The sequence below is a fragment of the Aquimarina sp. AU119 genome, from assembly GCF_900312735.1.
Classification (GTDB): domain Bacteria; phylum Bacteroidota; class Bacteroidia; order Flavobacteriales; family Flavobacteriaceae; genus Aquimarina; species Aquimarina algiphila.
The window spans coordinates 159,828-182,733 of the sequence record NZ_OMPF01000001.1 but is presented as its reverse complement, the minus strand read 5'-3'; the positions used below and the strand labels follow the sequence as shown (position 1 = coordinate 182,733).

The following is a 22,906-nucleotide window of genomic DNA, read 5'->3' as shown; positions in this document are numbered from 1 at the left end:
ATGAATAACACTGAGATCATATCAAAACCTATCTTTTCTAAAACCATTCATGGTCTTGGAGATATACACCTGCGTTTTTTGGATTTAGAAAATGATATTGAAACCGTTCATGATTGGGTTACCAGACCATACGCTTCTTATTGGGGTATGCAAGAATACCCTTTGGAAGAAGTAAGGATCGGGTACCAGGAAATTATTGAATCTGATTATCATGATGCATTTATAGGAATATTAGATAATCAACCTATTTTTTTAATGGAACGGTATCAAGTTTCAGAAGATCCAATATCGACATATTATGATGTAAAAAAAGGAGATATTGGCATGCATATTCTTGTGAGTCCTCCACAAAAAAAGATCCCAAATTTTACATGGCACATATTTTCTACGATACTTGACTATTTATTTAGTGATATCCAGACAGAACGTATTGTTGTAGAACCCGATGTGAGAAATGAAAAAATCCATGTGCTTAATAAAAGAGCCGGATTTCAATATCATAAGGAGATTCAATTACCTCATAAAAAAGCAGCCCTTGCCTTCTGTAAAAGATCAGCATATAAGAAAGCACTTTTATTAGAAGAGAAGAAAAATAGTACTCTTAAAAACGAAAAGCCATGAGCGGTAAAAAATTAAATAGTTTACCCGTACATTTTGCTCATCTACAGCCCGAGATTTGGAAAAAAGTAAATCGAACTTTAGTCAAAAAAGCAATTAGTGAATTTGCGCATGAACTACTTATAAAACCAAAACTACAATATCAGGAAAAGGATTGGGGACGTTATGTTTTGATTTCTGATATCCCCGGAATTACGTATGAATTTTGCGCCAAAAAAAGGTATTTGGATCATTGGAATATCAATGAAAATAGCATCATAAAAAGAAAAGATGGAAACCCAACAGTACTGGATGCATTACATTTTATTTGGGAATTTAATAGTACGTTGAAAATTCCAACGAATCTGCTACCTACTTATTTCGAAGAGATCACCAGTACACTATCTGGAGCTGCGTATAAATATTGTAATAAAAGATATTCATCCTCAGAATTAGCGCAGGGCAGCTTTCAATTAATAGAACATGCTATGACAGAAGGACATCCTTGTTTTGTTGCTAATAACGGAAGAATCGGTTTTGATGCAGAGGATTATATGAAGTATTCGCCAGAAGCTGATCACCCTTTTCAGATAATTTGGGTAGCAGGACATAAAACCAAAGCTACATTCACTGCAATAAAAGGATTTGAATATAAATCATTAATGCGGCGAGAACTTGGTGTTTCAACTATTGCTAAATTTAATACGATACTAGAAGATTTAGGCTTAGATCTGGATTCTTATATTTTTATACCTGTCCACCCTTGGCAATGGAATACTAAAATACTGCATGTTTTTGCTGCTGATATAGCAAATAATAACCTTGTGCTTTTAGGAAAAGGAGATGATCAATATTCAGCACAACAATCTATCCGAACATTATATAATAAAACCAATCCAGGTAAACTATACACCAAAACAGCACTCTCTATTTTAAATATGGGCTTCATGCGTGGTCTTTCTCCATATTATATGCAGAGTACCCCAAGTATTACAGCATGGATAACAACATTATTGATGAGCGATCAATATTTAAAGAAAACGGGCTTTACAATGTTAGGTGAAGTGGCTACAGTTGGATATAGAAACCTTAATTACGAAGTTTTAGGAAAAACAAATGCTCATAATAAAATGCTCTCGGCATTATGGAGAGAATCACCAATGTCAAAAATTAAAGAAGGTCAACAATTAATGACAATGGCTGCTTTTTTACATATAGATGATGAGGGTACTTCTTTATTAAGGGAGTTGATAAAAGCATCTCCTTTTGATACGACGACTTGGTTAAAAAAATACTTGTATTGTTATCTGAGCCCCTTGATACATTGCTTTTATACTTATGAGATGGTCTTTATGCCTCATGGAGAAAACCTGATTATGGTGATGGAACATCATACCCCTGTAAGAGTATTAATGAAAGATATAACAGAAGAAGTTATTGTTTTTAATTCAGAATTAGATCTACCGGGAAAAGTCAAACGATTGTATACAGAAACTTCTGATAAAATGAAGGTGTTATCAATTTTTACAGATGTATTTGATTGTTTTTTTAGGTTTATGGGAGATATACTAGCAGAGCACGATGAATATCCCGAAGAACTATTTTGGGAACTGGTTGCTGATTGTATTTTGAATTATCAGGAAGAACATCCTGAATTACAAGCAAAATTTGAGAGATATGATCTTTTTACACCAGAATTTGATCGATGCTGCCTGAATAGATTACAACTGAGTAATACAAAACAAATGTTGAATTTGGCAGATCCAATAGAGAGTTTACAATTAGTAGGAACACTCAAAAACCCTATTGCAGCATATAAAACAAGAACAGTTAAAGTATCATTTTCTCAACATAATATAGTAAAATAATAGAATGGAAAATAATAAAAGAATTTTAGCAATTGACTTTGCTAGGGGAGTAAGTGTACTTATGGTCATCATGGTACATACGTTATGGATATATGGAGATTTATCTACACAAGGTGATACCTGGCTTGGAGAAGTAATACATTTTATAGGAAAAGGAACGCCTATGTTTCTTCTGGCAATGGGAGTATCGTTTACATTATCTAGAAATCAAAATATGATATTGTCTATAAAAAGAGGAATCTATATTCTTTTGGCAGGGTATATTATGAATCTATTAAAGTTTGTTGTTCCAACTATTATAGGAACGACTCCTGATTCTTTTATAGAAGCTTATGGTTGGACACCTCCAGCCAATATGGATAATATGCTTTTTATGTTATTAACCGGTGATATATTGCAACTGGCAGGAGTGTCACTATTATTTATGGGAGTGATAAATAAGTTGTCAAAAAATAAGTATGTTCCTTTGATTATTGCATTTTTAATAATACTTACTACCAAGGAAGTACACGGGTTTCAACTAGGGATACCAGGAGTGGATTATATATTTGATCTAATGTGGGGAGCAGAATGGAATGTGTATTTTGCGGTATTTCCATGGTTTTCTTTTATACTTATTGGGATGTTCTTTGGAATGTGGTACAAAGAAAATAATAAAAGTGAACGATACATATTTGTTAGAATGTTACCAGCTGGAATTATTTTGATGCTGATAGGAGGTGGTTTATGCTATTATAATTTTGAATATCATTTCGGAGATTACTTTCATTTAGGCCCTGGAGGAGCAATCTATCTCACAGGTTTTAACTTGTTATTATTGCGATTTGCATTTATGATGGTCACTCGAATTCAACCTAACAAGGTCTTTGATTTTCTGTATTACTGTAGTAAAAGGGTGACAACGATTTACATTATTCAATGGGTAATCATTTGTTGGGGAATGGGCATACTAGGATATCAACAATTTGGAATAACTGGTGTTTTGATTTTGCTGCCGATATTTACGATAATCACACTTTTATTACAAAAGGGGTTAGATATACTTTTGACACCGAAAAAAGTAAAAAATAATAAGGTAATATCACGAAAGTCAATAGTATAAAATACATTAGTAATGAGAAAGTTTAATTGTCTGAATGTAGAGTACTATAAAGAACACGAGGTATTACTTTGGAAAATAAAAGATACCGGAATGCCTAATTTTTGCTTAAAAGGGTTGCTGGAATTTAAAGAGTTTGCGATTTGGGTTAGAGATTATTTTTCTCATCCAGAAAGGCCTGTTAAATTCATTGTTTCTGCATCAGAACATGATGGTGTTTATAATATGGGAGGTGATTTACCTTTTTTTGTAGAAAGTATCAAATCTTGTAATAAGACTGCGTTAACACAATATGCACATTTATGTATTGATGCTATTTATGAGATTTATACTTCTTTTGGGCTCCAAGCCCTTACCATAGCAATGGTTGAAGGAAATGCATATGGAGGAGGGTTTGAATGTGCCTTGAGCCATGATATTATTATTGCAGAAAGAAAAGCAAAATTCTGTTTACCAGAGAATAAGTTTAACCTTTTTCCCGGTATGGGAGCGTATAGTTTACTCTACAGAAAATTAAACACAAAAGATGCTAACACTGTTTTAAAGGCTGGAAAAATCTACCAAGCAGAAGAATTATATGATTTGGGATGTATTGATAAGTTGAGTAACAAAAACAAATCGATACAAACACTATTTTCTTATATAACCAAAACCAGAGAACGTTATAATTTTGAATATCATCATAATGTATGTAAGAAAAAGATTTTCCCGCTTGATAAAGCAGAATTAATAGATATTACAGATATCTGGGTTGATGCCTGTATGAAAGTAGAGTTATTCGACATAAGGAGAATGGAAATTCTTGCCAAAGCTCAATATAGAAAAACAAAAGTTGTACTCTAATAGATTAAAGAGTGACTTCTTCTTTGGTCAAATAATGTTTTAACTCTAGCTTTATTTGATGTACCCATTTTTCTAATCGCTCATCACTTAATTGAGATTCATTATCATGGTCTAAGGCCAGGCCATAAAAATACCCTTCTTTTTCTTCTATCAAAGCAACAGAATCGGTAAAACGATATCCTTCTATAGGCCAATGACCTATAATTTCACCTCCATTTTCTATGACAACTTTTGCCAAAATCCCTATTCCGTCAACAAAGTACTCACCATATCCTATCTGATCTCCTAATCCGTAAATTGCAACCACTTTGTTACTGAAGTCAATTTCTTGAAAATCATCAAAAAAGGATTCCCAATCACTTTGTAGATCTCCATCATACCAGGTTGATAATCCAAAAATGAAAATTTCAAATTGATCAAAGTCACTCTTGGATACATCTCCAATCTCTCTGATGTCTAAATTTTCATCTCCCCATATAGAAGAAAAATCTTTGGTGATATCATCTGTACACCCTGTATCTGATCCATAGAATAAAGCTATTTTTTTCATATAAGTATCGATTAAATATTTCTACAAAAATATATTATTTTTAATTATTCTAAATAAAAATAATATAATAAATTTGAATATTCAAATTTAGATGTATGTATATTTTAGATCCATTATTTAAGAATAGCACAGGTTCTGCTTTTAGTATAAAAAATACAGATATAACAGGGGAAGTTAAAGAGAAAATACAATTGCAAATAGGTGATATTGCTATTTATATGGATATTATAGAAATAAAAGCATTTCTTACAGTTATTCGTTCGGCAAAGAAAGGTTGTCAATGTAAAGACTGTAGTTGTAAGGCTCCATATAAAACAATAAAATGTAATACGCCACATGCAGAAATCAATTTTAAATTAACTCCAGAAATTTTGGATGGTTTAGAGGAACTGGTTTTAGGAATTTTGTTTTATGGAGAATATGACAATATTTTAAAAGATAATAGTATAAAAAATATGCGCTAAAGATTTTTTTGTTTTCTTGAAAAGGAAGGCGTTGTCATGTAGTTTGTAGACCTTTTTGTCTGTATTTTTTTGGAGTAATACCTTCAATCTTTTTAAATGCTGCTGTAAAGTGCGTAGAGTTTTTATAACCTACCAATTCTGAAATTTCATAGATAGGTTTTTTACTATGGTTTAATAACTTTTTTGCTTTGGTCATTCTTAGTTGTAATGCATACTCGAAGATAGTAGTGGCAAAAACACGTTTAAATTCTTTCTTGAGCATAAAGTCATTAAGTCCAACTTTACGTGCTAATTCATGTACTGAATATTGAATGGTGAGGTCAGAACTGATAATAAATTGAACTTCATATAGTTTTTTTATCAGATGATCTGTGTTGGATACTTCAGTTTTGGTACCCTTATCCATATCAAGATGTAGTGCTAGGAGCTCTAATACTTTTGATTCTAGAAATAGACGCTTTAATAATCCTTGTCTGGTATCGGTTAACAGTTCAGTAAGTATTTCTTGCGTTTTAGAACATAAGGGCTGAATAGAGTTTTGATCTATTTTATCTAACGCATATTTTTTACTGATTCCGTATGTCGAATTAAGCTTATGCTTTTGGATAAAATCAGGGTACATACGTATTTTGACTTCTTTAAAATATTTATTTTTGTGATATTGTATTGATCCAGACGCTTGAGTGATATAAACAAGATAACTTTCCTGACTTTCGTATATAAAGTCATGATTTTTCCCATCAATTCTGATGATTTGTTCACCGTCAATAAGATACGATAGTTCTAAAGCGTTGATACTACTTCTAGCATAAGTTTTAACATCCTTTTTTAAGGACACATCAAAAATTCCTATAAACAACCCATCAAAGTGATTATATTCAAAATATCCATCTCCAAATTCTGGAGAAAATTTAAATTTTCTGGAACGTACACCACAATGTTCTTGTGATTTAATAAGCTCGGTTACAGTTCGTAATGTGCATCTTTTTTGTTTCTCTAAATGTAATGTTTTTGAACGCTCTTTATCGCGTCTTTTTTTATCCATAATGCGTCATTTTTCTCTTTCCCTAGACACTAATTTTGCATTAAATTTATTTAGATTAAATATAAATAACAAAGATAGTGAAATGAGAACGGATAAAACAAATCCTTATTTCAAAAAAGGAAACAAATCTTTTTTTAAGCGTAGATTTTGTTCTTGCCTTCACTTTTATATCAACAAAAATTACAATCAAAATGAAAAAAGTAAACTGGCTATTTGCAATAGCTTTTTTGTGTGCTTCTAACTTTATTTTAGCACAATCCGGAATCATCAATGGGAAAGTGATTTCGAATACAGGAAATATACTGGAAAACGTAAATGTAGCTTTAAAGAATACAAATCTAGGGGCCAAAACAATGGCAGATGGTACATTCGAAATTTCTAATGTACCTGTAGGAACATACACACTTACAATAAGTTTTATTGGATATACTTCAAAACAAATTTCGGTTACAGCTACCGAAGGTCAGACTAGTACTATGGGTGATATTGTTTTAAATAAATCTGTTCAGTCATTAGATGAAGTAATGGTTAATGGCGATAGAGTAAATAAATTTTCCAGAAAAGAGAGTATAGCAGTGTCAAAACTTCCTTTAGGAAATCTTGAAAATACTCAGGTGTATAATACAGTGAGTGCAGAATTAATAAAAGATCAGGTAGTGACAACTTTTGATGATGCATTAAATAATGTTGCTGGATTAGATAGATTATGGGAATCTACAGGTAGAGCTAATGATGGGGCAGGATACTTCGTTCTTAGAGGTTTTGAGGCTCAACCCAATTTTTCTAATGGCTTACCGGCACTTACAAATGGTAGTCCAGATCCAATCAACATAGACAAGATAGAAGTAATAAAAGGACCTTCGGGAACCTTATATGGAGGACCTTTAACTAACTATGGAGGGTTAATCAATATTTCGACCAAAAAGCCATATCAAGGTTTTGGAGGTGAAGTATCGTATACAACCGGAACCTATGGATTAAATAGAATAACGGCAGATATTAATACCAATCTTGATGAAGAAGGGAAATACTTATTTCGACTAACTAGTGCTTACGAGTACAGAGGAAGTTGGCAAGATGCTGGTTTTAAAAGATCTTTTTTTGTGGCACCTACATTATCATATCGAGCCAATGATAGATTGTCATTTTTGATAGTGGCAGAATATAAAAATGGAGAACAAACAAATCAACCGTTTATTTTTCTAAACAGAGCTACTCCATCAGCGGTGCTCAATGCAGATGATGTTGGTATTAATAGAGATAGATCTTTTACTAGTAATGATCTTACATTAAAAAATCCAACCTTCAATTTACAAGCTCAAATGAATTATAAAATTTCTGAGCATTGGAATTCTCAGACAGCGGTTTCTCGCGGAGTAACAAAATCAACAGGGTATTACTCTTTCTTATTTGATGTCGATGGTCAGTTTAACTTTGCACAATTCATTAAGCAAGAAAATTCGACTACAGAAACGACTAATATTCAACAAAATTTCAGAGGTGATTTCACCCTAGGAGGTTTACGAAACAAAGTGTTGATTGGGGTTGATTACTTTAATCGTACTATAACGAATAATAGTGATACGAATTTTGTTACTATTGGGAGTTTTCGTCCTGATGGAACAGCTGGGCCGACTAATCTACCATTAAATCGTTCTTCTGTAGATGGAGCATTAGTAAATAATCCTATTAATAACATAAAAACCAAAGAACATGTATATGGATTTTATGCTTCAGATCAATTAGATATATTACCAGAAGAAAGTACTCAAAAACTTTCGGTTATGGCAAGTTTACGAGTAGATATTTTTGATAATGAAGGTGATCAATTTAATGAAGATGATGATTATGATCAAACTGCAGTATCTCCAAAGTTTGGATTGGTCTACCAGCCGATTAAAGATCAGGTGTCAATTTTTGGAAACTATCAAAACAGTTTTAGAAATGTAGCTCCTAATACTTCTGCTACTGGAGAATTAATAACTTTTGATCCAGAGCAAGGAAATCAATATGAATTTGGGGTAAAAACAGACCTATTTGATAAGAAACTTTCTGCAACGGCAAGTTATTATAATATAAAAGTTAAAGATAGAGTATTCCAAAATGTTATTTTGGACAATACAGGAACTCCTATAGGTTTTGAATTCGTTCAGGGAGGAGAAGTAGAAAGTAAAGGGTTCGAATTAGAGATTGTAGCGAATCCTGTTCCTGGGCTTAATATTATTGCCGGATACAGTCATAACGATAGTGAAATTTTAACATCTACAAATAATCCAGGACCATTTGATGAAGTAGGAAGAAGACCAGATAATGCAGGTCCTGAGGATTTAGCTAACCTATGGGCGAGTTATACATTTCAGGAATCATCTGCCTTAAAAGGTTTTGGATTAGGTGCAGGATTCAATTATGCAAGTGATAGAAAAACATTAGATAGTTCGATAACCGATACGTTTATTATTCCAAGTTATACCATAGTGAATACTTCATTATTCTATCAGAACAAAGATTATCGAGTGGCACTAAAACTTAATAATGCATTTGATAAGGAATATTTTAGAGGTTGGTCTACCCTTAATGCGCAACAACCAAGAAGCTTATTAGCTAGTGTCTCTTATAGATTTTAAATAAGATAATAAAAATGAAAAGAACACTTAAAATAGCATTGCTATTGTTATTGATCAGCACAAAATCTTTTGCACATTTCTTTTGGATAGAAACAAATACTAAAGGGACTATTAACAAAGAACATGAAGTACGAATCTATTTTGGAGAATTTGGAAGTAATGTCGTAGAAAAAACCAATGGCGAAGTTTTTCAAGATGCTAAACATTTTATAGTTTGGGTTATTGATCAAAAAGGCAATAAAACAGAACTGAAGACCACTGCAACCGAATCTTATTATACAGGTAAGTTTATACCAAAATTAGAGGGTACATATTCTATAATCCTTGATAATAAGAAATATAAAGTTCTGGATTATACTAAGTATGATTATGGAATCTTTAGACCTCAATACCATTCGATTACTAAGGTAGAGATAGGCAATAATATTGAACATAAAACGGCTGCTGTTAATCCAGAAAGCATTACAATAATTGATCTTTCTTCAGAAAAAGAAAAGGTAAAAATCCAAGTGCTCTTTAAAGAGCAACCTCTAGCAGAAGCAGAAGTTACTGTATTTATGAAAGATAATTGGTCAAAGAAGATAAATACCGATAAAAACGGAATGATAGTTTTTAACCTCCCATTTAAAACCAGGTATGTAATCGAAGCAACTCATGAGGACAAAGTACCAGGAAGTTATAATGGTTTGAAATATCAATTTACATGGCATTGTGCAGTCTTAACTGTCAATGAATCTTTTTAAAATTACCTAATATATTGTGAAAAACACGTTTAAAAAAACGATTCGATTTATCCATTTATGGCTAGGCCTTACTACAGGCCTAGTCGTATTTATTGTTTGTCTTACCGGATCTATTTATGCATTTCAAAAAGAAATTAAATTATTGGTATACCCATACTATCAAGTTGAGGAAAGTGCAAAAAGTAGATTAGCATTATCTGATCTTGTACATGCTTATGAAGAACAATCCGAGCATCAGGTATTGCGAATTTATGATTTTAAGGAACCATCTCGATCAACAATGCTGCTCACTATAGAGAATAAAGCATATTATTATTCTTTCATTAATCCATATACCGGAGAAATATTAAATGAAGTATTTCTGGCAAGAGACTTCTTTACCATTATTCTTTATATTCATATGAATTTGTTGTTAGGAGAGATTGGCACTCAAATCATAGGTTGGTCTGTTATCGTGTTTATTATATCGCTAATTAGTGGTTTGATTCTTTGGTTTCCTAAGAATAACAGAGTTTTTAAAAATAAGAAAGGGAGAAAATCACAATTCGGGATAAAAATTAATGCTCCAAAAAAGAAACTTACTTATGATCTACATAAGGTTTTGGGGTTTTATGCTGCTTCCATTTTAATAGTACTTGCAATAACAGGTATTGCATGGACATTTACTTGGGTTGATAATGCTTTGTATACAGCAGTTACTTTTGAGAAGAAAAAAGAAGAAAAACCTATTGCAATCGATAGCACTAATTTTAGAACAACATCGCTAGATGCATTAAAAGAGTATGTTCTACCGCAGAGAGAAGATAAAGATCTCTTTATTTATTTTTTACCTAATACAAACACCGAACCTGTACGTGTGATGAGCTCTCCCGGAGATGATCGTTTTGGGAATAGCGATAATTATTATGCAGATCCCAGTTCTGGATCGATTATTTCTACCAAGTTCGATGAAGAAAAAAATGCAGGCCAGAAATTGAACAGTTTATATTATGATATACACACAGGAAGTTTATTAGGATTAGGGGGCAAAATATTAGTATTTCTGGCTGGACTTATAGGAGCATCATTACCTGTGACTGGAGTTATGCTTTATATGAATCGAAGAAAAAAAAGAAAAAAGAAAAAAAGAATTGTAACCGAAACAATTCAAAATGAAGAGATAATAGAACAAAAACATGAAGAAATGAAGAATAAAATAGCACTATTATGGTTATTTCTTGCAGTAGGTTTCATACTGCATCATATTTATGGATTAGCAGGTATTTATTTTGGTAAAGAACTAGCTATAGAAGGGACTAATGGAGAAACCCCGGGATGGGCACACTATTATAGAATATTATTTGAAATTATTATTTTGATATTATCACTCGCCAGTCTTGAACTCACTAAAAAATGGTTTAAAATAACTTCTTTTGTATGGGCAATACTGCTTGGGTTATTTAATACGTATCACGTTGTTGAAGCGATTTTATATGAAGCGTCAAATACGTCAGAGATTATTCTTTTAGGATGGATGGTTGCGGTTAGTATACTGTTGATTTTGTCCCTTAACAAATGGAAAAAGATTAAAAATTAATGCATCGATAATATCAAGATAATAGTTCTGAGCCTATCGTTCGCGTAACCAATAGTGACAATTTTGATAGAAATGATTATCTTTTTGGGATGAAAACCAGAACAGGATATTCAGGAAAACCGTTATACCAAAAATTAGGAATCAAAGAAGATTATAAAGTTCTTTTTTATAATGAACCAGAAGCGTATTATCAATGGCTCGAAATACCATTTCAACCAACAAAAGTATCAGGAGAAGATTTGGCAGATATGATGCACATTTTTGCTAAGGATAAAGAAAAACTTAGAGAGTACCTTATAAATGGTATTTCGCAAATACAACAAAATGGAATGATTTGGGTATCCTGGCCTAAAAAAACTTCAAAAGTAGAGACAAATATTACAGAAGACATCATTAGAGAAATAGCATTCCCTTTGGGACTTGTCGATATAAAGGTATGTAGTGTAAGTGCTGTTTGGTCAGGTCTGAAAATCGTTATCAGAAAAGAAAATAGAAGGATAGTTTAACTCGTTTGAGAATGATATCCTGAATCGTTTTCACAATATTAATATTGAGATAAGAGTTTATCTTTAGATAAAATAGAATGCTTTGTTTTTTAACAAAAAACAAATCTGTGATTTGATACGGCTTGTAACGGTTCATATTGAAAACCATCCCAAAGCAATATTATAAACTATATAATACAAAATAATATTAATCCTTATGGTTAATATTATTGTTAATGAAGTTTTTATATAGCATAGATTTTCAGGTAATTGTATTGAAAAATCAAAATAATTTTAAGGTATTTTCCTTAAGCTTTAGGGTGTTTTACCCTTGTCTTTCAGTTATTTAATTTTGTATATTTAGATAAGCTTAATGAAAGCAATTTCTATACTGTTTTCATCTAAAAATTGAATTGAATAATAAAACTTACCCCAATTAGACTGTTTCTTTTTGAAGCTTAGGAATTATATGATATATCAGGCTATTTAGGATATAAATGTAATTTTTTAGCAAGGAAAATAATTTTGATAATATCGGTTATTAGTAAAAGAAGGTTCTGATACAATTCATAGTTTAATAAACAGAGACTATTACTTCAGAATATTTATCATAAATGAGAGAACATAATTTAACTAAAAATTATGGCAACAAAATACATTTATAAAGATGAGATGAGTAGAATTTCTACTCCTGTATCAGATATGGAAACAATGATTCCTCCTTTAACTGGTTATAATGAAAAGGCTTGGGATAAAAAACATATTCACTATAAAGATTCACAGAAAATCACCTCTCTCCTCATTGATTCCGATATAAATGCATGTAATATCCTAGAGAACATGCTCAACTATCACTGTCCATATGTTACTATAACGGGAAAACTCAATAGTGTAGACCAAGCAAAGACATGGATTGATACGAAATCTTTGGATTTGGTATTTTTTGGTATAGGCACCGAACAGAAAAACGAATTTAGTGCATTGAAAAAAACAGGTAATACAAATTTTGAAGTCATTTATATTACCGAAAAAGAATATTTAAATGTAGCAACTTTACAACAAAATGTTTTTGGTTATTTACGTAAACCCATTCAAGAAATTCAATTATTGAATGTTGTAAAGGATGTACAACAAAAGATCATACAGCAAAAGGATAGGATAAAAAAAAGCAAAGAGTTATTAGAGAATACTTTTAGAATAGGATCTCAAAAAGATATCATTGGGATTCCAACATTAGAAGGTTATGAATTTTTGCCTATTGAGAATATTATTTGTTGTCAAGGTATGCAGAAGTGCACCAAACTTATTACAAATAACGAATCGAATTTGATTAGTTCTTATAATATTGGAGAGTTTGTAAAATTACTTCACCCTTTTGGTTTTTTCTCTACACATAAATCTTTTCTCATCAATCTATCAAAAATTAGAAAATACTATAAAGAAGGTTCTATTATTATGAATAGTGGGCATCATATACCTCTTGCTCGAAGAAGAAAAGAATTGTTTTTACAGAGTATTAAAAGAGATTTGAAGTTTCCTATTATTCCTCGGTAGTAAACGTTGCTTCCTAATTCTAAACCGATAGTCAGATCAGTGTTGTAAAACTGATAGAAATCATTCAATTTAGAGGTAGAATTATTTTAACCAACGTATTACATATGCTATAAATGCATTTCATAGAATAGAAAATAGATGTTATTCTATTGATAATTACTATGTAAAGTAAAGTGTGAAATAATTCTATACCCACCCCAGAAAGAGTTTTACAATAATACATGCAGTTCATATCTATATTATGATTCGAACAATTTTACAATTACTAGTTAATCAATTAACCTCCTATATACTTCAAGTAAATGAAGATATAGAAGAACCTCCTGTAGTACTCGGAAATATAGGACTGTCTAATGCTTTAGGAGGAAGTGAATCCTATATGCAGGATAAAATTGTTTTGAGTTTGGTAAATCTTATAGAAGAGACTACCATGAAAAACTCATCTCCATATCGTAGCGCATCTTTTCAGCCAGAAGTAGAAAACCCTCCTATTTTTGTTAATCTTTTTTTATTGTTTACATCGAATTTTACTAGTCCACAAGGAGCAGGAAGCAGTAGTCAAATTCCATATAATAATGGGATTACTTTATTGTCTACGGTAATTGAATTTTTTCAAAGTCAAAATATTTTTACAGCACAAAATTCTCCTGCTATGGATATTATTCAGAACCCATCGCTTCAGGATATACGAATTGCTGTTGACCTCTATCCTCTAACTTTTGAGCAAGTAAATCACTTATGGGGATCACTTGGTGGAAAACAAATGCCTTTTGTAATGTACAAAGCTCGTGTATTACCACTCAAAAGAGAAAAGATTACTGCACGAGGAGGCCTAATTCAAGATGTTCAAACTAAAATAAACCATATCCATGAGTAGCCTCTTTCAATATCGTCCTCTTTTTTCAGTTCAACTGCTTATAGATTATTATTTGACAGAAGAAGCTGGATTATATCAAAATACACCAGAGAATCTAATGGAAGATGTACTCGAAAATCAGGTGAATGCATATAATATTGAGCGTGACCTCTATATAGAACCCATCGATACGACTAAAAAACTATTAAAGGATAACCGTTTAATTTTTAAAAGAAATAGTCGAGGTTTTTTTGTTTCAGGTCAAGTCAGTCCATTAGGAAGTGATTTGTTTACTCCCTTTATTCCATTGGATGAACCGTTTAGTTTACAGTTTGCTGTTTATATACAAAACCCTTATTTCTATAACTTTACAAATGTTCGGCTAGAAGATAATCTGGAAAACAAAGATCAATTCATATATTATTTTTCAAATAGAGTAAATAATGTAGTGAATAATGAAACTCTATATCTAAGCAGCCCCGTTTCAGATTTTAATGATTCCTACGCTTATGAAGCCAGTGAGATATTTATTGATGCTGATGCTCTTCCAAATCCGATTATGTTAGAAGCGATTGAGAATAATGGACCTGGGGCCTTCAATGCTGATAATTGGAGAGAAATATTTGAAGATGTAAATCCATTATTTCAATTTGTAACTAATACAGATAGAATAGTATCCAGGCCATCTATATTTAAAATTAATGTAGAAAATGTAGTAGAAGAGATACTAATCTTTTTTATAAACGATCACAATGGAAATTTAGCAAAGAGAATAAGGTATAATACACCTGATACAGGAACGCCATTGATAGAATGTGAGTTGAATTTGAGAATGTTGGATTCAGGATGTTACCATATTGAAGTACAAGACGCAATTGGAAACCCTTTGCCAGAGTTATCATTGACTTTTTTCATGGACGATAATATATATCAACAACGTCCTTTTGCAATTATAGAATGTTTTCATGAGCCAGATGGTAGTTTGGGAGAGTATAGATGGTTGGATCAGAATAATCAAAACCGTTTGCTTTCCCCTGAATATACTATTAGATGGAAAAACCGGGCTACCTGGTGGAGATACTACTACGAAACAGCTCCCGATCTAACATCAAGTGTACTTGAAAACCTAGACCCCAATGTAAATTCACCTAATAACAGAATTTTAATTTCTACGAGCCCATTAGCGTTAACCCAAATAGGACGAGAAATACCGGTCATTTTAGGCAATGGAGATTCGCAATTATTCCCTAACCCTGATATACAGATGATTTATCCTGAAAATGGAAGAATATATTCAGAACTCAATATGGGAGGTGGTTTAGGCCCTCCTGAATAGGAAACGAGCATGTTTAATTAAAAAAAAAGTATTATGCAATACAAAACACCAGGTGTATATGTTGAAGAAATTTCAAAATTTCCACCATCTGTTGCTGAGGTAGCAACTGCAATTCCGGCGTTTATTGGTTATACCCAAAAGGCGCAAAAATTAGTTCCAGGGGATCTTGATGGAGTTCCTACCAAGGTTCGTTCTTTACTCGAATACGAAGAATTTTTTGGATTTGGGCCTTCTATGCAAGTAACTGCGGTAAACATTGATGAAAATAATGTGTTAACTGGGAGTGATATGTCTAGAGCTAATTATTTATACGATAGTATACGTATGTTCTATGCCAATGGCGGAGGTAACTGTTATATCGTTTCCATAGGTTCATACGAAGATCCTAATGTACAGGGGGATTATACAGATGCGTTAACGACACTCGAAAAATATGATGAACCCACTTTAATTTTGTTTCCAGATGCGATAGGATTAGGAACTAATTTATATAATGTTCAAAGAGATGCAATAGCACATTGTGCTAAAATGCAAGATCGTTTTACGGTTCTTGATTTGATAGAAAACAGGGATGATGATATTGCTTTTGATTGGGAAACCGGCGTTCAGGAATTTAGAGACAATATCGGGATTAATGATCTTAAATATGCTGCCGCCTATACTCCCCATCTTATAAGCAACTTAGGGATCACCTTAAATTATAGAGATATTAGAGATCGTGTATTTCGTGGAGGTATACTTGTAGATTTGGCTACACTAACAGATAGTACAGATGCACAAACGATTTTAACGAATCTTAATAATGCCATCGATGATAATGATCGAATAACAGGCGAAGTATCCTCATTAGGAGCAAATGGAGTTAGAGAAGAATTTCTTTCACTGGTGGATACGTTTCGTAATACAAATAATGAAGGTACTGCCACTGCAAATTTTAGAGCAGTAATAGATTATATTTACAATATAATTGATATTATTGATAGTTGGGTTCCAGGGCCAGGTAATACACCAGTAGATAACTCAGATTTAGTAACAGATATTATAAACCTAATAACAGACAGTTTAGGGACTTCTGTTTCAAATTTAGTTGCTTTTGATAAAGGAGCAAATTCAGAACTTACAGCAGCATATAATCGTTTTGCCGATCCAATATTTACTTTTAATGCTACAGAATGGGGAGATACTTTTAATCCAGTGAATCCTCCAGGACCTGAACCTAATATAATTCCTTTTACAGGCGCTAATGATCCCGAAAGAAGGTTAAATTCATTATCTACATTACTTGATTTGTTTGAACAAATCTATACTGCTTTTGCTTCACTAACCGTTGCTTCAAGAAATTATGAAAGTGAAGGCGAAGAGGCTCTTTTTAATACACATGTCGTATATCGTTCTCTTATTACAGAACTTCGTAATTCTACCACAGTGTTACCTCCAAGTGGAGCTATGGTAGGAGTTTATGCAAAAACAGATAACGATCGTGGAGTTTTTAAAGCTCCGGCAAATGTAAGTGTTAACGGTGCTATTGGGCTTAGTTATGCGATCGACCAACCAGAACAAGATGAACTTAATGTCAATACTGTATCAGGAAAATCTATTAATGCAATTCGCACATTTACCGGAAAAGGAATTTTGGTATGGGGATCACGAACCCTGGCAGGTAATGATAACGAATGGAGATATGTACCAGTACGTAGGTTTTTCATTTTTGCTGAAGAATCCATCAAAAAAGCAACAGAACCTTTTGTTTTTGAGCCAAATGATGCAAATACATGGACCAAGATCAAGTCAATGATTTCGAACTTCTTAACGCTTCAATGGCGTGCGGGCGCATTGGCAGGAGCTAACCCTGATCAAGCCTTTTTTGTGAAAATCGGGTTGGGCGAAACCATGACAGCATTAGATATTCTCGAAGGCAGAATGATTATAGAAATAGGAATGGCAGTAGTACGTCCGGCAGAGTTTATCATCTTGAAATTCTCTCATAAAATGCAAGAGTCTTAATAAATACAAAATCAATTCTTTTTAAACTAAAAATAAATTAAAAATAAAACATCATGGGAGATTATCCAATACCAAAGTTTCACTTCCAAGTAGAATGGGGTGCGGCAGGAAATACAGACGAACCTGATTTAAGGTTTACAGAAGTTTCAGGACTAGATAAGGAAATAGAAATGATTGAGTATCGTGATGGCTATAATCCAGAGTATAGCAAAGTCAAGATGCCGGGAATGGTTAAATACAGTAATGTGACCTTGAAACGAGGAATGTTTATAGGTTTAGATAGTTTCGAAGCATGGTATAACACTATTGTGATGAATAAGGTGGATAGACGAACAGTTACTATTAAATTACTGAACGAAGAACATCAACCGGTGGTTACTTGGCAATTAAATAATGCATGGCCTGTTAAACTACAATCCACAGATCTTAAAGGAGACGGGAATGAAGTGGCCATTCAGACGCTTGAAATAGCGCATGAAGGATGCGTTATAGAATACTTGTAAGGAATGGATACTTTTTATCCACCAGTTGGATTTCATTTCAAAGTAGAATTCCAGGATCTGGATAAAGAAGATATTGATGTCAGATTTCAGGCAGTCAATGGCCTTACTGTAGATATGCAAACACAATCGGTAAAAGAAGGAGGAGAGCATCGTTTTGAGCATGTACTACCTATACGTACCAAATACACCAACCTTACTTTAAAAAGAGGATTGACTAAAAATTCTAAGTTGATAGAGTGGTGTACAGATACATTTCAGACACTGTTAATTTATCCAAAAGATGTGTTGGTATACTTGCTTAATGAAGAGCATGAACCTTTAATGACCTGGAACATTGTACAGGCATGGCCAAAAAAATGGTCGGTATCAGATTTTAATGCCGAAAAAGGAGGATTAGTCATCGAAACACTCGAATTAGAATATCAATATTTCACAATAGAACAGTAATGCCACTTCAGATAAAAGAATTATATGTAAAGGTAACTGTGAGTGCCGATGAAGAACAAGGTAGTTCTAAACAAGGTGCAAATACTGCTAGCGAAAGTAGCGGTGATTCAGTAATGAATAAAGATGAAATCATTGCAGAATGTGTTGAACAGGTAATTGAAATATTAAAAGAAAAAATGGAACCCTAATGGATGGAAATCTTCAGAAATTAAAGATTACAGCTTATAAAGAAGCAACATTTGAGGAATCTGAGAAAATCTCGGAAGGGGAATTCATGGTAAGGATAAACCCAGAAACGTATGCTCTCGACTATAAGATTAAATATAGTGATGATCAAGCATCGGGTACTAGTGGTGATTTACCAAAATTTGATAAAACCGAACCTCTAAGCCTTGGATTTAAATTCATTTTTGATAGTACAGGGGCTTTGCCAGGTACAACCGATGAAGAAAGAAAAAAAGGAATAGCCTCTCAAATTGCACAGTTTAAAAAAGTAGTGTTTGATTATGTAGGAGAGAAACATGCACCACCATTTCTAGAAATTATTTGGGGTGACTTGTTATCTAGGTGTGTTCTTACCGGGATGAAAATCAATTATAAATTATTTCGTCCAGATGGTAAACCGGTAAGAGCCGAAGTTGATGCTAAGTTTAAAGAGTTGGTAGAACCCAATGAACGAATAGCTCAAGAGAATGATCAATCTCCCGATCTTACCCATATTCGAAGTGTAAAAGAAGGAGACACACTCCCTCTGTTTTGTAAAGATATCTATGGAGATCCTAAGTACTACATTGAAGTTGCGAGAGTGAATAAACTCATCTCTTTTCGTAACCTTAAAGTAGGTCAAAAAATAATTTTTCCACCATTAGTAAAAATATAATTCATGAATAACGATCGTCTTATACCTGTTAACGGAACACCTAGTGTGGTTACTTCGATTATTCGAATAAATGGTAACGATATTCCGAGAACCTATCAGGTATTAACAGTGATGGTGGTCAAAGAAGTGAATCGTATATCGTTTGCTAAAATGGTGATAAAAGATGGAGATCCAGCTCAAGAAGACTTTCCAGGTAGTAATGATGAATTATTTATTCCAGGAAATGAAATTGAAGTATTAGTTGGGTATCAGGCTAACGAAGATGTAATTTTTAAAGGTGTTATTGTAAAACAAGGTATAAAAATCAGGCAAAATGGATCATCTACACTCAAGTTAGATTGTAGAGATATGGTGTTTAAAACGACACTGACTCCTCAAAATAGATATTTTAATGAGGTTAAAGATTCTGATGCTATAGAAGAAATTTTAGGAGAATATGATTTTAGTACCGATATCGCATCTTCAGAAGTTACACATCAAGAATTGGTACAGTATGAAATGACCGATTGGAAATTTATTTTGTCAAGATCAGAAATCAATGGATTGCTTTGCCTTGTTGATGATGGAACCTTATCAATCCAAAAACCAAACTTTGATCAGGATCCTGTATTAACAGCTACATATGGTGCTACAATACTCGAATTTGATGGCGAGATAGATGCACGTCAGCAGTTTGCAAAGGTGAAAGCCAGTAGTTGGGACCATACCAATCAGGAACTCCTTGAAGTCGATGCAGTAGAACCAGGAATTGAAGAGGGAGGTAACCTCACATCTACGGATTTGGCTTCTACAGGAGATGACCAGGAACTTGTATTGAGGCATAGTGGACATTTAGCTGAAGATGAATTACAAACATGGGCAGATGCTCAATTGTTAAACATTCGATTATCTAAAATAAAAGGACGTGTTAAGTTTCAGGGATCACCTAATGTAAAACCAAATACACTCATTACTCTAAAAGGATTAGGGGATCGGTTTAATGGTCCTGCGTTTGTATCGGGTATTCGTCATGAAATACAAGCAGGAACCTGGCATACTGATGTACAGTTTGGACTTCCCGAAAAATGGATACTTGGGAATATTGAAACACCGGCAGCATCAAATTATGACCTACATCAAAGCATTACAGGGTTACAAGTAGGCGTAGTAACACAACTACAAGATGATCCCGATGGAGAACATCGAATTTTAGTGAAACTACCGATTATAAGTAATGATGCAGAGGGTGTTTGGGCGAGAATAGCAACACTAGATGCAGGAGAAAATCGCGGTACATTTTTCTTACCCGAAATTGGAGATGAGGTAATCATTGGATTTCTAAATAATGATTCCCGTGACCCTATTGTTCTTGGGATGCTTCATAGCAGTACAAAAGCAGCTCCATTCGAAGCAGCAGATGATAATTTCGAAAAAGGATATGTTTCAAAAGAAGGTATCAAGCTTGTATTCGACGATGAGAAAAAGAGTGTGAGTATTGAGACCCCGGCAGGAAAAAAAATACTGCTCGATGAAGATGAAGGAGCTATAAAATTAGAAGATGAGAATAATAACAAATTTATTATGGATAGTGATGGAATCGTGATTGAAAGTGGTGGAAAACTAGAACTTAAATCTAGTCAGGACCTAAAGATAGAGGGAGGAATAAACTTGGAATTAAAAGCAGGCGCAAATTTTAAAGCCGAGGGAAGTGCCGGAGCAGAAGTAAGTACTAGTGCAGTAGCAGTGTTAAAGGGATCACTAGTACAAATAAATTAGCGATATGGGACAACCAGCTGCCAGAATCAATGATATGCATGTTTGTCCATTATCTAATGGACCAGTTCCTCATGTAGGCGGACCTATTTTACCAGCTGGAGAACCAACAGTTCTTATTGGAGGAATGCCGGCAGCAAGGGTAGGAGATATGGCAACATGTACTGGCCCACCTGATACGATTATTCTTGGCTCAAGCACGGTACTTATAGGTGGTATGCCTGCAGCAAGATTAGGAGATTCAACCGCACATGGTGGTAGTATTATTTTAGGAGAGTTTACTGTTTTAATAGGTTGATTATAAAAGATAGAATAGAATAAGATTTAAAAAATAAGTTATGCCCATTGTAGAAAGATCACAACTAAGAGGTTATTTTGGAGTTGGTGACAGACCGACTTCAGGACAGTTTAGAGACCTTATCGATTCCATGTTTAATTTGGCAGAAGATGAATTTCCTTCAATCCAAACACAAGGTTGGACAACCAATATTATTCTCGATGAAGATTTTGATATAGATGTAGATAGAGGTGTAATTGATGCGCTTGATGTTATTTTGATACCAGCAGGTTCAAATCAGTTGAATACAATTCGAACAGTTTTTGAAGTAAGTTCTGGACGAACAGGAGATGCTATTGTAACTTTTTTCATGATGTATGTATCTGATAATCTTAATGAAGATTATGAAGCATTTCCACTTTATGGGGAAACTTTGTTTAACCACATGGTACTTTCTGAAGAAACGATCACCATTCCTAATAGTTCTGAAACCACTATTGTAGATGAATATATAAGAGTTGACCTTCCTCTTGAGTATGAAAATATGAGAGTAGCTGCATTTGGTGTGCAAATGGAGAATGTAAATACGGATTTTTTAAGCACCATATTTGTCGGCTATGAATATAGCTGATTAACAATTCGTATTAAATGAAGAGATAATCCTTAATAGTTTTATTAGAAGATCATGAAAAAAATAGTTGAAATATCATCGGGCAATACTGCTCTAAAGTTAGTGCAAAAGGGCAATAAAAAAATAACTTTTATCAAAGTATATGATAGCAACCAAAAACTAATTCGTCAATCACATTCCTCAGTAAAAAAATATCAATTCTCTGCTTCGCCGGGAAAATATATTGTTGAAACTGATGGTGATCTGGAACTTATAGAGCAAACTCTTAAAGATGCACAACAAGAATCAAGAAGAGTTTATAGAAATGCAGATATTAATTTTCGTAATAATGTGCTTACTCTTAAAGAAATTCCTTTTAGACAAGTAGATGATTTGGTAGGTTTTATTGAAAATACTTTCGAAAACAAGAAGGAAATACTTCAATACCTGGAAAGATATTCTGAGAAACTATTCCTAAAAACAAGAAAAAAAATGTTTTCAGATTCTAAAACAATTCAAGCACTAACGGGAATGGCTACTCAAGCAGAAGAAGCACGAGTAAAAAAACAGCTAAAAGAATTTATAAAGAGTGAAGAAGAAGTAAGTAAGGGATTAAAAAAAGCGAAAAATACCAAGGAGATGTTAGCTATAGTTTCTCAATTCTCGGAATCAGATTTTAAAGAAGAAAAAAAGGTACAAGTTCGTAGACAGAAAACAACGAGAAGGAGAGCGGGTAACGATAAAAATTAAGGAGTATACATGGTAATAAGGGGCAAAAAAAGAAGTATGTCTT

General features: G+C 33.2%; 23 protein-coding genes. 21 read left to right on the top strand and 2 right to left on the bottom strand.

Going from position 1 to position 22,906, the window contains the following annotated elements; translation table 11 throughout:
* Genes DK442_RS28030 through DK442_RS00715 form a run of 4 tightly spaced genes read left to right on the top strand, consistent with a single transcriptional unit; the run spans nucleotide 1 to nucleotide 4,407 of the window.
* On the top strand, nucleotides 1-621 hold the full coding sequence (locus tag DK442_RS28030; protein ID WP_143915678.1) for a GNAT family N-acetyltransferase: 621 nt from the start codon (nucleotides 1-3) through the stop codon (nucleotides 619-621).
* On the top strand, nucleotides 618-2,465 hold the full coding sequence (locus DK442_RS00725; RefSeq protein ID WP_160113998.1) for an IucA/IucC family siderophore biosynthesis protein: 1,848 nt from the start codon (nucleotides 618-620) through the stop codon (nucleotides 2,463-2,465). Before DK442_RS28030 ends, DK442_RS00725 begins: the two co-directional genes overlap by 4 nt.
* A gap of 4 nt (nucleotides 2,466-2,469) precedes the next feature.
* Complete coding sequence (locus DK442_RS00720; RefSeq protein ID WP_109433927.1) at nucleotides 2,470-3,567, top strand: heparan-alpha-glucosaminide N-acetyltransferase domain-containing protein; 1,098 nt, start codon at nucleotides 2,470-2,472, stop codon at nucleotides 3,565-3,567.
* Between the two features lie 12 nt (nucleotides 3,568-3,579).
* Nucleotides 3,580-4,407, top strand: a complete 828-nt coding sequence (locus DK442_RS00715; RefSeq protein ID WP_109433926.1) for a crotonase/enoyl-CoA hydratase family protein — start codon at nucleotides 3,580-3,582, stop codon at nucleotides 4,405-4,407.
* Nucleotides 4,408-4,411: 4 nt separating this feature from the next.
* Here the strand turns inward: DK442_RS00715 and DK442_RS00710 are convergent, their stop codons facing one another.
* Entirely contained in the window at nucleotides 4,412-4,957 is a 546-nt protein-coding gene (locus DK442_RS00710; RefSeq protein WP_109433925.1) for a flavodoxin, read from the bottom strand.
* Nucleotides 4,958-5,052: 95 nt separating this feature from the next.
* On the opposite strand from DK442_RS00710, the gene DK442_RS00705 reads away from it, so the two are divergent.
* Entirely contained in the window at nucleotides 5,053-5,421 is a 369-nt protein-coding gene (locus tag DK442_RS00705) for a hypothetical protein (protein ID WP_109433924.1), read from the top strand.
* Nucleotides 5,422-5,455: 34 nt separating this feature from the next.
* Here the strand turns inward: DK442_RS00705 and DK442_RS00700 are convergent, their stop codons facing one another.
* Nucleotides 5,456-6,466, bottom strand: a complete 1,011-nt coding sequence (locus DK442_RS00700) for a helix-turn-helix transcriptional regulator (RefSeq protein ID WP_109433923.1) — start codon at nucleotides 6,464-6,466, stop codon at nucleotides 5,456-5,458.
* 191 nt (nucleotides 6,467-6,657) lie between these two features.
* On the opposite strand from DK442_RS00700, the gene DK442_RS00695 reads away from it, so the two are divergent.
* From DK442_RS00695 to DK442_RS00620, 16 genes are all read left to right on the top strand, one after another.
* A complete protein-coding gene (locus DK442_RS00695; RefSeq protein ID WP_109433922.1) occupies nucleotides 6,658-9,090 on the top strand; it encodes a TonB-dependent receptor in 2,433 nt (810 codons plus the stop codon).
* 14 nt (nucleotides 9,091-9,104) lie between these two features.
* On the top strand, nucleotides 9,105-9,833 hold the full coding sequence (locus DK442_RS00690; protein ID WP_109433921.1) for a DUF4198 domain-containing protein: 729 nt from the start codon (nucleotides 9,105-9,107) through the stop codon (nucleotides 9,831-9,833).
* Nucleotides 9,834-9,849: 16 nt separating this feature from the next.
* Nucleotides 9,850-11,409, top strand: coding sequence for a PepSY domain-containing protein (locus tag DK442_RS00685; protein ID WP_160113997.1), 1,560 nt, complete (start codon nucleotides 9,850-9,852; stop codon nucleotides 11,407-11,409).
* Nucleotides 11,410-11,498: 89 nt separating this feature from the next.
* A complete protein-coding gene (locus tag DK442_RS00680) occupies nucleotides 11,499-11,915 on the top strand; it encodes a DUF3052 family protein (RefSeq protein WP_109433919.1) in 417 nt (138 codons plus the stop codon).
* Nucleotides 11,916-12,536: 621 nt separating this feature from the next.
* Entirely contained in the window at nucleotides 12,537-13,448 is a 912-nt protein-coding gene (locus DK442_RS00675) for a LytTR family DNA-binding domain-containing protein (RefSeq protein ID WP_109433918.1), read from the top strand.
* 241 nt (nucleotides 13,449-13,689) lie between these two features.
* Nucleotides 13,690-14,325 carry a DUF4255 domain-containing protein gene (locus DK442_RS00670; RefSeq protein WP_109433917.1) on the top strand — a complete coding sequence of 212 codons (636 nt, stop codon included), beginning with the start codon at nucleotides 13,690-13,692 and terminating at the stop codon, nucleotides 14,323-14,325.
* Nucleotides 14,318-15,640 (top strand): hypothetical protein, encoded by a 1,323-nt coding sequence (locus DK442_RS00665; RefSeq protein ID WP_160113996.1) that lies wholly within the window; start codon nucleotides 14,318-14,320, stop codon nucleotides 15,638-15,640. The genes DK442_RS00670 and DK442_RS00665 overlap by 8 nt, the downstream gene beginning before the upstream one ends.
* Before the next feature lie 33 nt (nucleotides 15,641-15,673).
* Nucleotides 15,674-17,644: a phage tail sheath C-terminal domain-containing protein gene (locus tag DK442_RS00660; RefSeq protein ID WP_200825070.1), complete on the top strand. Its 1,971-nt coding sequence runs from the start codon at nucleotides 15,674-15,676 to the stop codon at nucleotides 17,642-17,644.
* Between the two features lie 53 nt (nucleotides 17,645-17,697).
* Complete coding sequence (locus DK442_RS00655) at nucleotides 17,698-18,147, top strand: phage tail protein (RefSeq protein ID WP_109433914.1); 450 nt, start codon at nucleotides 17,698-17,700, stop codon at nucleotides 18,145-18,147.
* Nucleotides 18,148-18,150: 3 nt separating this feature from the next.
* Nucleotides 18,151-18,594 (top strand): phage tail protein, encoded by a 444-nt coding sequence (locus DK442_RS00650; RefSeq protein WP_109433913.1) that lies wholly within the window; start codon nucleotides 18,151-18,153, stop codon nucleotides 18,592-18,594.
* Complete coding sequence (locus tag DK442_RS00645) at nucleotides 18,594-18,782, top strand: DUF5908 family protein (RefSeq protein WP_109433912.1); 189 nt, start codon at nucleotides 18,594-18,596, stop codon at nucleotides 18,780-18,782. Before DK442_RS00650 ends, DK442_RS00645 begins: the two co-directional genes overlap by 1 nt.
* Nucleotides 18,782-19,474 (top strand): hypothetical protein, encoded by a 693-nt coding sequence (locus DK442_RS00640; protein ID WP_109433911.1) that lies wholly within the window; start codon nucleotides 18,782-18,784, stop codon nucleotides 19,472-19,474. The genes DK442_RS00645 and DK442_RS00640 overlap by 1 nt, the downstream gene beginning before the upstream one ends.
* Nucleotides 19,475-19,477: 3 nt before the next feature.
* A complete protein-coding gene (vgrG, locus tag DK442_RS00635) occupies nucleotides 19,478-21,229 on the top strand; it encodes a type VI secretion system tip protein VgrG (protein ID WP_109433910.1) in 1,752 nt (583 codons plus the stop codon).
* A gap of 4 nt (nucleotides 21,230-21,233) precedes the next feature.
* Nucleotides 21,234-21,524: a PAAR domain-containing protein gene (locus DK442_RS00630; RefSeq protein ID WP_109433909.1), complete on the top strand. Its 291-nt coding sequence runs from the start codon at nucleotides 21,234-21,236 to the stop codon at nucleotides 21,522-21,524.
* A 40-nt stretch (nucleotides 21,525-21,564) separates the two neighbouring features.
* A complete protein-coding gene (locus DK442_RS00625; RefSeq protein ID WP_109433908.1) occupies nucleotides 21,565-22,134 on the top strand; it encodes a hypothetical protein in 570 nt (189 codons plus the stop codon).
* Between the two features lie 54 nt (nucleotides 22,135-22,188).
* Nucleotides 22,189-22,863: a hypothetical protein gene (locus DK442_RS00620; protein ID WP_109433907.1), complete on the top strand. Its 675-nt coding sequence runs from the start codon at nucleotides 22,189-22,191 to the stop codon at nucleotides 22,861-22,863.
* The last annotated feature ends 43 nt before the right edge of the window (nucleotides 22,864-22,906 follow it).

Coding starts and splice junctions, on each gene's coding strand:
- DK442_RS00725 (WP_160113998.1), top strand. CDS start 618: ATGAGCGGTAAAAAATTAAATAGTTTACCCGTACATTTTGCTCATCTA.
- DK442_RS00670 (WP_109433917.1), top strand. CDS start 13,690: ATGATTCGAACAATTTTACAATTACTAGTTAATCAATTAACCTCCTAT.
- DK442_RS00690 (WP_109433921.1), top strand. CDS start 9,105: ATGAAAAGAACACTTAAAATAGCATTGCTATTGTTATTGATCAGCACA.
- DK442_RS00695 (WP_109433922.1), top strand. CDS start 6,658: ATGAAAAAAGTAAACTGGCTATTTGCAATAGCTTTTTTGTGTGCTTCT.
- DK442_RS00665 (WP_160113996.1), top strand. CDS start 14,318: ATGAGTAGCCTCTTTCAATATCGTCCTCTTTTTTCAGTTCAACTGCTT.
- DK442_RS00700 (WP_109433923.1), bottom strand. CDS start 6,466: ATGGATAAAAAAAGACGCGATAAAGAGCGTTCAAAAACATTACATTTA.
- DK442_RS00655 (WP_109433914.1), top strand. CDS start 17,698: ATGGGAGATTATCCAATACCAAAGTTTCACTTCCAAGTAGAATGGGGT.
- DK442_RS00675 (WP_109433918.1), top strand. CDS start 12,537: ATGGCAACAAAATACATTTATAAAGATGAGATGAGTAGAATTTCTACT.
- DK442_RS00710 (WP_109433925.1), bottom strand. CDS start 4,957: ATGAAAAAAATAGCTTTATTCTATGGATCAGATACAGGGTGTACAGAT.
- DK442_RS00720 (WP_109433927.1), top strand. CDS start 2,470: ATGGAAAATAATAAAAGAATTTTAGCAATTGACTTTGCTAGGGGAGTA.
- DK442_RS00680 (WP_109433919.1), top strand. CDS start 11,499: ATGAAAACCAGAACAGGATATTCAGGAAAACCGTTATACCAAAAATTA.
- DK442_RS00705 (WP_109433924.1), top strand. CDS start 5,053: ATGTATATTTTAGATCCATTATTTAAGAATAGCACAGGTTCTGCTTTT.
- DK442_RS00645 (WP_109433912.1), top strand. CDS start 18,594: ATGCCACTTCAGATAAAAGAATTATATGTAAAGGTAACTGTGAGTGCC.
- vgrG (WP_109433910.1), top strand. CDS start 19,478: ATGAATAACGATCGTCTTATACCTGTTAACGGAACACCTAGTGTGGTT.
- DK442_RS00650 (WP_109433913.1), top strand. CDS start 18,151: ATGGATACTTTTTATCCACCAGTTGGATTTCATTTCAAAGTAGAATTC.
- DK442_RS00625 (WP_109433908.1), top strand. CDS start 21,565: ATGCCCATTGTAGAAAGATCACAACTAAGAGGTTATTTTGGAGTTGGT.
- DK442_RS28030 (WP_143915678.1), top strand. CDS start 1: ATGAATAACACTGAGATCATATCAAAACCTATCTTTTCTAAAACCATT.
- DK442_RS00630 (WP_109433909.1), top strand. CDS start 21,234: ATGGGACAACCAGCTGCCAGAATCAATGATATGCATGTTTGTCCATTA.
- DK442_RS00660 (WP_200825070.1), top strand. CDS start 15,674: ATGCAATACAAAACACCAGGTGTATATGTTGAAGAAATTTCAAAATTT.
- DK442_RS00640 (WP_109433911.1), top strand. CDS start 18,782: ATGGATGGAAATCTTCAGAAATTAAAGATTACAGCTTATAAAGAAGCA.
- DK442_RS00620 (WP_109433907.1), top strand. CDS start 22,189: ATGAAAAAAATAGTTGAAATATCATCGGGCAATACTGCTCTAAAGTTA.
- DK442_RS00715 (WP_109433926.1), top strand. CDS start 3,580: ATGAGAAAGTTTAATTGTCTGAATGTAGAGTACTATAAAGAACACGAG.